This window comes from Nodosilinea sp. FACHB-141 (assembly GCF_014696135.1).
Classification (GTDB): Bacteria; Cyanobacteriota; Cyanobacteriia; order Phormidesmidales; family Phormidesmidaceae; genus Nodosilinea.
Genome location: NZ_JACJPP010000012.1, coordinates 162447 through 175850, shown reverse-complemented (window position 1 = coordinate 175850; position 13404 = coordinate 162447). Strand labels below are relative to the sequence as shown.

Genomic DNA, 13404 nt, shown 5'->3' with positions numbered 1-13404 from the left:
ACTCCCCATCAGCTCACTAAGGCTGGCGTCGTCTTTCCCCGCAGCAGATCCATAATGCCTTCGCGGTAGTCTTGAAAAGCGCGATCGCGGCGAATGGTGTAGGTGCGATCGCTGGGCAAATCCACAAACACCTCCCGCTGAATGGTGCCGGGGTGCGCCGTCAGCACGTAGATTCGCTGGGAGAGAAACACCGCCTCATCAACATCGTGAGTAATCATCAAAATGCTCACCCCGGTGCGGTTCCACAGGTCGAGCATAAACTGCTGCATGGTTTCCTTGGTCTGCACATCTAGCGCGCCAAAAGGCTCATCCATCAGCATAATTTTGGGCCGGGAGGCCAGGGTGCGGGCGATCGCCACCCGCTGCTTCATGCCGCCAGAAAGCTGCTTGGGCAGCGATCGCGCAAACTTAGTCAGCCCCACCACGTCTAGATAGTAGGAAGCCATCTCCCGCCGCTCCCGTGGTCCCACGCCCTGAAGCTTGAGGCCAAATTCGACATTTTTCTGCACCGACATCCAGGGGTACAGGGTGTAGCTCTGGAAGATCATGCCGCGATCAGATCCTGGCCCCGTCACCACTTGACCATCCACCGTCATTTCCCCCGCCGTGGGCATATCTAGCCCTGCCACCAGCCGCAGCAGGGTAGATTTTCCGGAGCCTGAGGCCCCTACCACGCAGACAAATTCGCCCGTTTCCACGTGCATGTTGATGTCATCGAGCGCCAGCACTGGCCCTTGGCGGGTGTCGAACTGTTTGCTGAGGTTGTTGATTTCTAAGTGCATGGTGGGGAGTGGGGGTAGGGGGTGGATGAGTGGATGGGGAGGAGGGTGGATGGGTATGCCGTAGGGTGGGCACTGCCCACCAAAGCTAGATTGAGTCGGATTCAGGATGAATAGAGAGGGTGGGATAACCCTGGTTAGATCCCCCTTGCCCCTTTTTAAGGGGGTTACGGAGTGAATCTTAGAACGTGAGAATTTGAGGGGATCTATCTGAGCGATCGCGCACCTCACAAGCTGAGGGAACACCAGCGCTCAATCTATCGCCCATTTACAAGTGGCTTTCATCAACCCTCGCAATGACAAATCTAGGGCAAAGCCGATTACGCCCAGAATGATCAGGCAGGCAAAGATTTCATCGGTGTTGAAAAACTTTTGGGCCAGCACAATCCGTTTGCCCAGGCCGTTTTCTGCCGCCACCAGCTCCGCCACTACCACCAGGTTCCAGGAGGTGGCAATGTTGATGCGAAAGGTGTCGATAATGTTGGGCACCACGTAGGGCGTAATCACCTGAAACAGCGCCTGCCGCCGCTGCCCGCCTAGGGTGTAGGTGGTTTCGAGCAGGGCCTTGGGCACAAACTTCACCGCATCCATGATCATCAGGATGTTGAAGAACACGGTGCCCATAAAGATCAGGGCGATTTTGGGTGCTTCGCCCAGGCCCAGATAGATCAGCAGCAGCGGAATGAAGGCGGGGGCGGGCATATAGCGCACCACGCCAACAATGGGTTCGAGCAGCGATCGCACGCTAGCAAAGGCTCCCATGGCAATGCCGATGGGGATCGACACCAGCGCTGCCAGCAAAAAGCCCACAGTCACCCGCATAATGCTGGCGGCGGTATCTTCCAGCAGAAAGCCATCCGTCCACAGCCGCCCTAGCGCTTGAGCCACCTGAATCGGCGACGGCAAAAACTTGTCATTCACCAGATCCAGGCTAGCCACTATCCACCACAGAGCAAAGGGCACCGCAATGGAGAGCACCATCAGCGCCGTGCTCATCGGTTTGGGAATGTCGTCGGCCAGTCGCCAAAAGACACTAGGCTTCATGCCTTGGGGGGCGGTGGACGCGGTGGAAAAGGAAGGGGAAGCGGGAGTCACAGGGGTTAGCCCAAACGTACAACAAACCTGAAAAGCATTAGCCCCCATCATCCACAGAACGGCGATCGGGGCTTGCATCAACGGCTACTTCTTGGCGGTATAGGCCTTAATAAATTGGTCATCGAGAATAGCCTCTAGGTCGGGGGCCTCGGGGATAAACTTAAGCTCCACCATGAATTCGGCCATTTTCTGAGAGGCGTAGGGCATGTACTTCATGTCATCACCGCCTGCGCTAAAGGCTTCTAAGTTTTCGTCTAGGGTGAAGATTTTGGTGCCCTCGGTATACTTCTCAAACTCGGTGTCGCTGACGCTGGCTCGCTTTGCCATAATCTCGTTGGCCCGCTCAGGGTTTTCCTCAATAAAGGCCAAAATGTCGAACCAGGTATTCACCAAGGCTTGCACCTGGTCGGGGCGGCTGTCGATCAGCTTTTGGGTCACTACCAGCAGGTCAGGAATCGCGCCTGGGAAATCTGCCGAGCTCGCCAGCTCTTTGCTGCCTTCGCGCGAAAGCGCCGTTTCCCAGAAGGGTACCCAACCCGCAAAGCCATCTACCTGCTCGGCAGCAAAGGCCGTGGCCGCAGCCCCGGTTTCAAGATTTTTAATTTCTACAGCGTCGCGGGTTAGGCCAGCATCTTCGAGGGCCAGGCTGAGCAAAAAGTCACCCACTACGCCCTCTTCTAGGGCAACGGTTTTGCCAGCCAGATCGGCGACGGTGTCGATGCCCTCAGCCCCAATCACCTTGTCGTTACCGGCAGAGTTGTCGTTGACCAACACCGCCACCATGCCGTTGACGGCATCCCCTGCGAAGGAGATGGTGTCGTTGAGGGTTTGGCTGTTGGCATCGAGCTGCCCGGCGGCTAGGGATTGAATTGATTCTAGGTAGCCGTCAAACCAGATCAGCTCGACGTTGGCCCCATTCTTTTCGAATAGGCCCTCTTCTTCGGCGATCGCCCAGGGCCACCAGCCCGCCCAGCTGCTGTAGCCGAGCTTTATGGGTTCCCCCGCTGTAGCAGTCGCAGGGGCATCGGCGGGGGCATCGGCCTGGGGCGCGTTTTGAGCACAGCTAACGGTAATCAGCAGGCTGCAAAAAAAGGCAAACAGCGTGGGTAAAAAGGTACGTCGTTTCATGGCGGTGGATGTTTGAGACTCAAAAACTACAGGGAAAGCTGTGGGTGTTTGGGACACCCTGGAGCGAGGGGCGAGCGCTAGAAAAACTTGAGATACCGCTTAATTTCCCAGTCAGAAATGTGGGTGTGGTACTCCTCCCATTCCCGACGGCGAAAATCAATGTAGGTCTGGTACATCAGCGGCCCCATCACGGCCTGGCTGAGCGAGTCGGCCTCAAAGGCGTCGATCGCCTCTTGCAGCGTGCGAGGCAGCATGTCGATGCCCATCGCCTGCAGGTCAGCTAGGGAGTAGTTGTACATGTTTTCGGTGTGGGGGTCACCGGGATCAATCCCCTCAGCAATGCCCTCTAGCCCGGCGGCGAGAATCATTGCGGCCCCCAGATACGGGTTGGTGGCAATATCGGCAGCGCGGCACTCGACCCGGCCTCCCGCCAGGGGAATGCGCAGCATGTTGGTGCGGTTGTTGTTGCCGTAGCAGATGTAAACCGGGGCCCAGGTAAAGCCCGACATGCTGCCCTGGCGCAGCAGCCGCTTGTAGCTGTTGACCGTGGGGCAGGTGACGGCGCAGATCGCCTTGGCGTGGCGCAGCACCCCAGCAATAAACTGGTAGCCCAGCTTAGAGAGCTTGCAGCCGCGTGGGTCGTCCGGGTCTTCAAACAGGTTTTGCCCGGTCTGGATATCGGCCAAAGACATGTTGTAGTGGGCGCCGCTACCGGTGCGATCGCCGAAGGGCTTGGGCATAAAGCTGGCGAAATAGCCGTATTTGCGGGCGATCTCCTTCACCATCAGCCGAAAGAAGGTGAGGCGATCGGCCATGGTCAGGGCGTCGCTGTAGGCAAAGTCGGTCTCAAACTGGCCGTTGGCGTCTTCGTGGTCAAAGGAATAGACATCCCAACCGAGCTGGTTCATGTATTCCACCAGTTCGCTCAGCCAGGGGGCGTTGTCGAGCAGGCTGGGTAGGTCGTAGCAGGGTTTGGCAAGGTGGTCGCGATCGCTCACCGGCCCAAAGCTACCGTCAGCGTTTTCCTTGAGCATGAAAAACTCGGTCTCGATGCCCAGGTTAAAGGTAAACCCCATCGCCGCTGCCTTGGCCAGCATTTGCTTGAGAATGGTGCGGCAGCAGGCCTCAAAGGGTTGTCCCTTGAGGTAGAGATCGCTGGCAAACCAGGCGACTTCGGGCTTCCAGGGCAGCACCGTGGCCGAGGCCGGGTCGGGCATCGCCGCCACTTCCTCATCGCTAATCTCCTGGGGCACCCCATCGAGGGCCGCGCCGGTAAACAGCTCTGAACCCGCCATCATTTGGCCCAAGTGAGCCAGAGGCACCATTTTGGCCTTGCCCATGCCGTGGATATCCACATAGCTGGCCAGGGCGTACTTGACACCTTTATGCTCCAAAGAGGATTTCAGCGCTTCGATTTCAGGAGTTAGCGGGTGGGCCATAGGTGGGTAGGGGTAAATGGGCGGATGGGTAATGAATAGGTGCTACAGGAGGCAAACCGTCATGAAACACAACAGCCCGAGAGAATGGCCAAGCAATGCTTCGCTATCCTCCCGGGCTTTTATCCCGCCGTGTACCAGAGGCCGTGAGCCCTGCTGTTGAAGCGAGGCCAGTAACTTATCTGGCGGTTTCTCTCGGACCAGACGCTCCACCGCAGCGGCGGCAAGCCGGAACCCTAGAAACCGTTTGGCTATTAAAACTAGTTGAGTGACTGGTGACTTAAGTCAACGGTTGATGCACTAATAGGCTTAGCAATTGCTCAACCATTAGAAAGTAACCGCTGTTACTAATAAACCAAATTCAGGCCTAAAAATAGAGTTTTTTCCATAAAAACTAAGGATCCTGAGCTGCACTTAAATATATTCGGATAGGCAGAATTCTTCTCCGCTTTTCGCCCGACCGACGGTGAAATAAACCTACAATTTAAGGCAGTCACATTTTCTAAACCCATGGCCCCAGTTGAGTCTGATTACGCCATTGCCCTTTGCTATCCCCGGCGATCGCTCAAGCGGGCCGAACGCGCCTTTCGGTGCTCTTCTTTTCGGTTAGATCTGCTAGCGGATATGCGATCGCAGAGCATTTCCATTCGCCAGGTGAGTGGACCAGCCGGGGTTAAAAGCCGCTATAGCCGTCGAAATCTAGCCGAGCTTCAGGCCGAAAACGAGATGATGTGGCTGATTGCCGTGGGCATCTTGCGCCGCGAAGTCGATGGCCAGGGCCTCACCGACAGCTTTCGTCTCACCCCCATGGGGCGGCAGGTGTTTGAGCACCTATCTCCCCTGAGTCCGGCCCAGTATCGCCCCACCCTAGGCGATCATCTTTATAATGCATGGTGCCGGTGGGTGCGCTGGCCCTTCTAGGCCGGTTATCATCGCCCAGCTGGTAGCAGGGCTATATCGTCCTGATGGGTTGCGTTGTTCCTGAAGAATCTGCATAGACAGTGGCTACGGCTCGGCAAGTAAATCTACTCCGGCTCTAGCCCTACCATCGAACTCATTCAATTTTGGAGACGCTCCATGAGAGCAATCATGGTAGTGGGAACAGCCTCCCACGTGGGTAAATCATTGATTACCACGGCCCTTTGCCGCATTCTCAGCCGTCGGGGCTGGCGGGTCGCCCCCTTCAAAGGGCAAAACATGGCCCTCAACTCCTACGTCACCGCCAACGGTGGTGAAATGGGCTATGCCCAGGCAGTGCAGGCCTGGGCCGCAGGCGTGCCCCCCCAGGTAGAGATGAACCCTATTCTGCTCAAGCCCCAGGGCGACATGACCTCCCAGGTCATTCTCAAGGGCCGAGCCGTGGGGCGCACCACCGCTATGCAGTACTACGAAAACTTTTTTGACCAGGGCTGGCAGGCCATTCAGGAAAGTCTCACTCGCCTCAGCCAAGACTTCGACTTTTTGGTTTGCGAAGGGGCCGGTAGCCCGGTGGAGGTCAACCTCAAACACCGCGACCTCACCAACATGCGCATCGCCAAGCACCTCAACGCCCCCACTGTGCTGGTGGCCGACATCGATCGCGGCGGCGTGTTTGCCCACATCATTGGCACCCTAGAGCTGATGGATCCTGAGGAGCGCGCCCTAGTCAAAGGGATCATCATCAACAAATTTCGCGGCCAGCGCGAGGTGCTTGAGCCCGGTCTAGCCTGGCTCAAAGAGCGCACCGGCATCCCCGTCCTCGGCGTGGTGCCCTGGGTTGAAAATGCCCTCCCTGCCGAAGACTCCCTCAGCCTGCTCGATCGCACCCCCGGCAGCAAAAAACAGGCCGACATCACCATCGCCGTCATTCGACTGCCGCGCATCTCTAACTTCACCGACTTCGACCCGCTGGAGGCCGAGCCAAACGTGCGGGTGGTTTATCTCAGCCCCAAAGAGAAACTCAGCTACCCCGATGCGGTGATCATCCCCGGCACCAAGACCACCATTGCCGACCTACTGATTTTGCAGCGCACCGGCATGGCCGAAGAAATCCAAAACTATGTCGCTGCAGGGGGCACGGTGATGGGCGTCTGCGGCGGCTTCCAAATGATGGGCCAGTTCTTAGCCGATCCTGAAGGCATTGAGGGCCATGAAGGCCGCTTCCCCGGTCTCGATCTATTCCCGCTGAGAACAGTTATTACCCAGCAAAAGATCGCCCGCCAGCGCACCGTCAGCTCCCGATTTCCCCAGGAGGGGCTACCGGTGTCGGGCTACGAGCTGCACCAGGGCCGCACCCAGCTCCTCCTCTCCGAGGGGCAAGACGAAAAGGGCACCAAGTTCGAGTTCCTATTTGAAGACCGCAGTTTAGGCGTAGTCGATGTCAGTCAGTCGCTGTGGGGCACCTACCTGCACGGCATCTTCGACAACGGCCCCTGGCGGCGGGCTTGGCTCAACCGTCTGCGCCAGCAGCGGGGTCTAGGGTCACTGCCCACCGGCATCCCCAACTACCGCGAACAGCGCGAGGCCATTCTCAATGAACTCACCGAGGCAGTAAGCGAACATTTGGATTTAACACCGCTGCTGGGATAATCATCTTCAGCTATTTTCGGTATCCCATGACTGCATCTCCGCACAATCCAACGGGTAAACCCTGGCCGCTCAATATCACAGTTCCTCAGGTAGCGATCCCCTACCTATTTCTGCTGCCGGCACTGGCGGCACTGGGAATATCGGTATTTTGGCCTGCTCTTCGAGCCTTTTATCTCAGTTTCACCACCTTTGGAGTTGACCTGACGGCGGCCCCCACCTGGGTAGGCTCGGCCAATGTGCAGCGGCTGAGAACCGACCCAATTTTCTGGCAGACGGTACGCAATACCCTGATTTATCTAGCTGGAGTCGTGCCGATCTTGACCTTTGCGCCACTGGGATTGGCGATTTTAGTCAACCGGCAACTACGGGGCATTCACTGGCTGCGGGTAGCCTACTATTCTCCGGTGGTGGTGTCGATGGTGGTGGCAGGCATTGCCTGGCGCTGGCTCTACGCTGAGACCGGTCTGTTTAACCAAGTACTCAAATCTTTGGGACTGACGGAGAACGGTATTCCCTGGCTCACCAGCCCAGCCCTGGCGCTGTTTAGCGTCATGGTGGTGACGGTATGGAAGGGGCTGGGCTACTACATGGTGATCTATCTGGCGGGGCTCCAGGGCATTCCCCAAGACCTGTACGAGGCGGCGGCGCTGGATGGCTCTGACGGCTGGCGACGCCATTGGGATATTACGCTGCCGCTGATGCGGCCCTACCTGGTGCTGGTGAGTGTGATCTCGGCGATCGCCGCCACCAAAGTCTTTGAGGAGGTCTATATCATGACCCAGGGCGGACCGCGCCACAGCTCTAAAACCGTGGTCTACTACATCTACGAGCAGGCCTTCCAAAAGCTCGAAATTAGCTACGCCTGCACCATTGGGCTGGGGCTGTTCTTAGTCATTCTCGTGCTGTCTGCCCTGCGTCTGACAGTTAACGATGGCTCAACGCCTATGGCTTAAACAAATTAGCGGTCTGCCAAGCCAAAACTAACAGTCAAACGACAGTTTGGAATTAAGGTGTCCAGTTCATAACCGGCCTTAAATCCGATACCTTAAGCCCTAAACCCTGGCTTATTGGAGCTTGCTTAAGCTACCCGCGCTGGCTGGGCTAGCTCTAGAACGTTAACCTGCACGTCGTGCACTTCGACGTGGGTTGCGCCTTCAGTATGCAGCGCCAAATTAACTAGCTGATCGAGCAGGTCTAGGGTGTCTACCTGGCCGCTGAGAATGACAGCCGAGCCGCGCTGCTTGACAGTGATTTGCTTGACAGCATCGCGCCCGACCTGACTGTGGTAGCTCGCCTTAATGCGCTTAGCCAAGCCGTAGTAATCGTATTCGCCGTTTAGACCTACCCGCTCGGGGGGAATGGCCGATAGTGCTGCGATCGCCTGGTTTAAATAGCTAGATTTGGCATAACAAACTCCACGAATGGTGTGGCCCGTTGCCACCAGCGATTGCATGACGTTAGTCATTTGAGCCCTACCCCTTTGTCTCTGGGACAAAAACCAGCACCTACAGCTACCAACCCACCTGGATTAGCTTTGAGACCAGACCTAGATCGAGGCTCAGCAGTAGATACACGGCCATTACCGCAAATTCCGCTTCAAAACCTTGTCAAACTTGAAGATATTATAAAGTAAGTTTACGGGTTTCTCGAACAGATTAAGTATCTTTTACAACCATTGCCGAGAGTTGTGCTGTCAAAGCTACATCTACTGCGGACTGGCCATAAAGATTTAACAAAGTGGTTTGACCCACGCCAAAACAAAAGGTTCCCGCCTCGGGTGGGCTAAATTTTCAGCATCCTGTGAAACGCTTGTGGGGAAAGCCTCTTAGTCAGCAGTCGTTAGGAGCGCTACGGCATAGGCGGCGATTCCCTCCTGGCGTCCCACGGGGCCAAGTTTTTCGTTAGTGGTTGCTTTAACCCCTACCTGATCGGGGGCCAAGCCCAGCTGATCCGCTAGGCGCGATCGCATCGCCTCGATGTGGGGCTTTAGCTTAGGCTGCTCGGCCACCACCACCGAGTCAATGTTGCTCACCTGCCAACCCCGCTCCTGCACCATCGCATTCACCTGCGCCAGCAGCTTTAGGCTGTCGGCCCCTGCCCACTGCGGGTCTCCCGGCGGAAAGTAGAGGCCGATGTCGCCCAAACTCAGCGCCCCCAGCAGCGCATCCATAATCGCGTGGGTCAGCACATCAGCATCGCTGTGGCCATCCAGCCCCAAGTGATGCGGGATGGTGACGCCGCCCAGTATGAGCGATCGCCCCTCCACCAGCCGATGAATGTCGTACCCGTTGCCAATCCTGATCCCCATAAGTTCTCGTCCCTATATCTCTTAAATTCTTTGGATGAATACGTTTTCCTGAACGGTGCATTGCTCCGCTAATGCACCCTACGTCCTGCATGATTATCCGCTCACCCTTACTCATCCCTCCTACCCATCCACCCATCTACCCACCTACTCCCCACACTCCTCCACCCACCGCTCATATAAATCGGGCCGCCGCTGCTGTGTACGCTCAATCTGCTGCTGCCGTCGCCACTGGGCGATCGCCTCGTGGTTGCCCGATCGCAGCACCTCCGGCACCTCCCAGCCGCGAAAGCTGGCGGGGCGAGTGTACTGGGGATAGTCGAGCAGTGGGGTTTCAAAGCTCTCGTAGCGCAGGGAGTCAGTTTTACCCACGGTGCCCGGCAGCAGCCGCACCACGCCATTGATCAATGCCAGGGCCGGAATTTCGCCGCAGGTGAGCACAAAGTCGCCTAGGGAAACCTCCCGCGTCAGCAGATGGCTGACGCGCTCATCGACCCCTTCGTAGTGGCCGCAGATCAGCACCAGCTGATCGAGCGTGACGAGATGGCGAAACAGGTCTTGAGTCATCGCCTCGCCCTGGGGGGTGAGCAAAATCACCTCGCGCCGGGGCAGCACGGGCAGCGATTCTACCGCCGCAAAGATGGGGTCAGGCTTCATCAGCATGCCCACGCCACCGCCGTAGGGTTCGTCATCGACCCGGTGGTGCTTGTCCGTTGTAAAGTCCCTGGGATTGGTAAGATAAACTTCTGCAATTTGGCGGGCCAGGGCTTTACCAATCAGCCCTGACTCTAGAGGGGATGCAAAAAAGTCTGGAAACAGGCTGACAACATCTACTCTCAGATGGGAAGCCCCCGAAATGCCAGTTGTCATAGCCTAGACTGCTGAGGCCTAACGACCTGATGGGTTGAGTAAACGTCATCCATGTCCAGAAGTGGAGTCCTACCGGTAGGAAAACTACAGATCTTGAGCTGGACTTGGTATATAACGCTCTCTATCATGCAGTAATTGAGTCTAGGTAGCAATTTTCGTCCCTTTGTTGAGCGGCCCATGTCTCCCGTCAAGCACCATGCGATTCTGGCCATTGGTGGCGCAGAAGATAAAGTTCACGGCAAAGAGATTTTGCACACCTTTTTCGAGCGGTCTGGGGGGACGGCGGCCTGCATTGGTATCATTCCCTGCGCTTCACGGGATCCGGTAGCAATTTCAGGTCGCTATCAAGAGATTTTTGCCGAGATGGGCGCTCCCAAGACGGTGGTGATGGATATTCGCGATCGCGCCCAGGGGGAAGACCCCACCTGGGAAACCATCGTCGAACCCTGCACCGGTGTCTTTATCACTGGCGGCGACCAGGTGCGCCTCTGTGGCCTACTGGCCGATACTCCCCTCATTAACCTGGTGCGGCAGCGGGCCCAGCTGGGCGAAATCACCCTGGGCGGCACCAGCGCTGGAGCTGCTGTCATGGGCCACCACATGATCGCTGGGGGCGGCAGCGGTGAGTCGCCCAATCGGTCGCTGGTAGATATGGCAATCGGTCTGGGCTTTGTGCCCGAGGTGATTGTCGACCAGCACTTTCACAATCGCAACCGCATGGCCCGGCTGATGAGCGCCATGGCCATGCAGCCCAACCGTCTCGGGTTGGGCATTGACGAAGACACCTGTGCTCTATTTGAGAGCGACGGTAGCTTTCGGGTGATCGGCAAAGGAGTAATTGCCGTGGTCGACCCCAGCGATATGACCCATACCAACGAGCCCGACATTACCGCCTCCGACCCGCTCAGCATCCACGGGCTGCGGCTGCACCTGCTGGCCCACGGCGATCGCTTTGACGTTAACCACCGCAAAGTCTTAACTGTGGCCAAGAGCTAGGGCTCTGGGGGCTGATCCAGACTCCAGAGTCGAATGTAGGGCTGGGTGCCACCAATGGTAATAATTTGGCCGTTGGGCTGCACCGCAAAGCGCCAGATATCGGTTTCAAAGCCGGTAATCCGTTGAATCGGAGCCTTTTGCTGCAAATCCCACACCAAAATCGTTTTGTCAGCGTCAGCGCTCCAGAGCTGAGGCCCCTCTAAACGCAAGGTGTTGACGTAACCTTGGTGACCTTCCAACGCTGCGCTTTGGGACTTTGTAGCCATATCCCAAAGCAGCACATTTTGATCGGCTGAGGCACTCACTAGGGTTTGATCATCGTCGGTAATTTCAATGCGGTTGACAAAGCTGGTATGCCCTTCCAGGGTGGTGGGCAAACTAGCCGCGCCCGTGGCGCCATCCCTTAAACTGGCCCAATCCCAAAGCTGGAGGCTTTTGCCGCCGCTGATCAGCATGGTGTTATCGCGGGTGAACAACAGATCGTTTAAGGTGCCATCGGCCTGAAGAGTGTGGCTAGGACCAGCTGCCGACATGCCCGATAGGTTTAGGGAGCCGGTGGCGTCGGTCAAAGGCCACAGTTTGATGCTCCCCTCGCTGTCAGCACTCACCAGCGTGCGGCCATTGCGACTGACCTCCAAAGCGCGGATGGGTGTGCCGTGGGCATTGTCAAGCTGTCCTAGGGGTTGGCCATCGGGCAGCGACCAAAAGCGAATGGCGCGATCGTCCCCGGTGCTAATTAAGGTTGTCTGGTCAACGGTGGTGGCGATCGCCTGAACCACATTGGCATGAGTCAGGGTGTGACGCAGGGTGTTGTCCTCCAAATCCCACATTCGAACCGTGCTGTCAGCACTGGCAGAGATCAGCGTTTTGCCGTCTCGTAGCAGCAATAGATCGTAAATATCATTCTCGTGTCCAGTCAGGATCGCCACCGGGCTGACGGTCAAATTCTGGAGAGCCGGTGCTGTCACCCGAGAGTCACTCAAGGCCAAGGGTAGTGCCCCTCGGCTCAGCGCGTACCAGCCTAAGGGCACCGCCAGAGCTAGCCCCGTGAGACCGGCCAGCAGCCAGGGGCGTTGGTCTAACCAGGGGGGCAAAAAGCTGCGCGAAGGTTCAGGGAGAGTCTGGGCCTCGTGGGGGTTGAGGGTCGTTAGGGGCCAGGTCGGTGCCGAGGTGTTGTTAGTCGAGCGAGGCAGGCCAGAGACTTGGCGCGATCGCACCTGGGCCAGACGTTCTAAAATTGCCTCGGTGTTTTGGGGGCGATAGGCGGCCGCCGGAGCGATTAGATTGTCAATCAAATCGGCCAGAGGGGCAGAAATCTGCGGCGCTGCCGACCGCCACGCAAACGCATTGGTACGCGAGTTGTAGATCGCTGGGTCGTTGGGCAACTTGGCCGTCATTAAATAGATGAGCGTGCGACCCAAGGCATAAAAGTCAGACTGGGGCACCGCCTGGCCCTGCTCCTGCTCGGGGGGCGTGTAGCCCGCCGAACTCACAGTCGTAATGCCGCTATCGCCCAGGTTAGCCATGTAGGTTTGGGTCATCTCGCGGGCCGCCCCAAAGTCAACCAGCACCAGCTGCCCCGAGGGGCGCAGCATAATGTTTTCGGGCTTGATGTCGCGGTGAAAATAGTTGTGCTGATGCACCAGATCGAGCACATCGGTCAGCTGGGTGAGCCACAGCATGGCCTGCTTTTCACTGATTGGGTGGTTGCCCTGCTGCACCATCCACTGCTTCAGGTTGGGACCTTCGATCTTCTCCATCAACAGACAGTGAGAAGGCTCGCCACCATTGGCTGGGTAGTAGAGGAAATAGCCCTCAGGCTCAATCCGAGGCACCCCCGGATGGTTGAGCTGGCTCAGCACCTGGGCCTCGCGGCGAAACAGCTCCACCACTTTGTCGTTGGTGTTGTAGCCCTCTTTGAGCACCTTGAGAATTTTGGGGACGTTGCGCTCGTAAGCTTCATACACGCGGCCAAAGCCGCTGTCGCTGCTAATTAGCCGCATCACCCGGTAGCGACCCTGGAGCACTAAAGCCGACCCACAGGCCATGCAGGTAGGACTGCCCCCATTATCGGGATGGTTAGGCTGACGGCAATTTGGGTTGATACAAAGACTCATAGCCGACGTTAGAATGCATTCCCTGTGTAGCAACAGTGTTCCACGGAATGCAGGCGGTTTGTCTAGGCAACGGCCTTTCTTTGCAATTGGTCAACCGCCAAAAGGTAGGG

The 13404-nt window shown here is 57.2% G+C and carries 12 protein-coding genes and 1 riboswitch; of the genes, 4 read left to right on the top strand and 8 right to left on the bottom strand.

The features are described from left to right. Positions 1-8: 8 nt before the first annotated feature. The 4 genes from H6F59_RS13250 to glnT all read right to left on the bottom strand — a co-directional run bounded on the left by H6F59_RS13250 (position 9) and on the right by glnT (position 4441). On the bottom strand, positions 9-782 hold the full coding sequence (locus H6F59_RS13250) for an ABC transporter ATP-binding protein (RefSeq protein WP_190516652.1): 774 nt from the start codon (positions 780-782) through the stop codon (positions 9-11). Positions 783-1031: 249 nt separating this feature from the next. Further along, positions 1032-1823, bottom strand: a complete 792-nt coding sequence (locus H6F59_RS13245; RefSeq protein WP_190516945.1) for an ABC transporter permease — start codon at positions 1821-1823, stop codon at positions 1032-1034. Positions 1824-1958: 135 nt separating this feature from the next. Then, positions 1959-3002 carry an ABC transporter substrate-binding protein gene (locus H6F59_RS13240; protein WP_190700395.1) on the bottom strand — a complete coding sequence of 348 codons (1044 nt, stop codon included), beginning with the start codon at positions 3000-3002 and terminating at the stop codon, positions 1959-1961. 77 nt (positions 3003-3079) lie between these two features. After that, entirely contained in the window at positions 3080-4441 is a 1362-nt protein-coding gene (glnT, locus tag H6F59_RS13235) for a type III glutamate--ammonia ligase (protein ID WP_190700392.1), read from the bottom strand. Between the two features lie 106 nt (positions 4442-4547). After that, positions 4548-4689: riboswitch (guanidine-I (ykkC/yxkD leader) on the bottom strand. A 259-nt stretch (positions 4690-4948) separates the two neighbouring features. Between glnT and H6F59_RS13230 the strand changes: the two genes are divergently transcribed. The 3 genes from H6F59_RS13230 to H6F59_RS13220 all read left to right on the top strand — a co-directional run bounded on the left by H6F59_RS13230 (position 4949) and on the right by H6F59_RS13220 (position 7959). After that, on the top strand, positions 4949-5359 hold the full coding sequence (locus H6F59_RS13230; RefSeq protein ID WP_190700389.1) for an Npun_F0494 family protein: 411 nt from the start codon (positions 4949-4951) through the stop codon (positions 5357-5359). Positions 5360-5515: 156 nt separating this feature from the next. Next, positions 5516-7006, top strand: a complete 1491-nt coding sequence (gene cobQ / locus H6F59_RS13225; protein WP_190700385.1) for a cobyric acid synthase CobQ — start codon at positions 5516-5518, stop codon at positions 7004-7006. A gap of 26 nt (positions 7007-7032) precedes the next feature. Next, complete coding sequence (locus H6F59_RS13220) at positions 7033-7959, top strand: carbohydrate ABC transporter permease (protein ID WP_242021454.1); 927 nt, start codon at positions 7033-7035, stop codon at positions 7957-7959. Positions 7960-8084: 125 nt separating this feature from the next. Here H6F59_RS13220 and H6F59_RS13215 read toward each other — a convergent pair whose 3' ends face one another. The 3 genes from H6F59_RS13215 to trmD form a co-directional block, all read right to left on the bottom strand. After that, positions 8085-8471 carry a phospholipid-binding protein gene (locus H6F59_RS13215; protein WP_190516637.1) on the bottom strand — a complete coding sequence of 129 codons (387 nt, stop codon included), beginning with the start codon at positions 8469-8471 and terminating at the stop codon, positions 8085-8087. Between the two features lie 360 nt (positions 8472-8831). Next, positions 8832-9314: a 2-C-methyl-D-erythritol 2,4-cyclodiphosphate synthase gene (gene ispF / locus H6F59_RS13210; RefSeq protein ID WP_190700381.1), complete on the bottom strand. Its 483-nt coding sequence runs from the start codon at positions 9312-9314 to the stop codon at positions 8832-8834. 144 nt (positions 9315-9458) lie between these two features. Next, positions 9459-10181 carry a tRNA (guanosine(37)-N1)-methyltransferase TrmD gene (trmD, locus tag H6F59_RS13205; RefSeq protein ID WP_190700377.1) on the bottom strand — a complete coding sequence of 241 codons (723 nt, stop codon included), beginning with the start codon at positions 10179-10181 and terminating at the stop codon, positions 9459-9461. Positions 10182-10358: 177 nt separating this feature from the next. On the opposite strand from trmD, the gene H6F59_RS13200 reads away from it, so the two are divergent. Beyond that, on the top strand, positions 10359-11177 hold the full coding sequence (locus tag H6F59_RS13200) for a cyanophycinase (RefSeq protein WP_190700374.1): 819 nt from the start codon (positions 10359-10361) through the stop codon (positions 11175-11177). On the opposite strand, the gene H6F59_RS13195 is transcribed toward H6F59_RS13200, so the two are convergent. Further along, on the bottom strand, positions 11174-13294 hold the full coding sequence (locus tag H6F59_RS13195) for a serine/threonine-protein kinase (RefSeq protein ID WP_190700370.1): 2121 nt from the start codon (positions 13292-13294) through the stop codon (positions 11174-11176). The two genes, H6F59_RS13200 and H6F59_RS13195, sit on opposite strands and share 4 nt — an antisense overlap. Between the last annotated feature and the right edge of the window lie 110 nt (positions 13295-13404).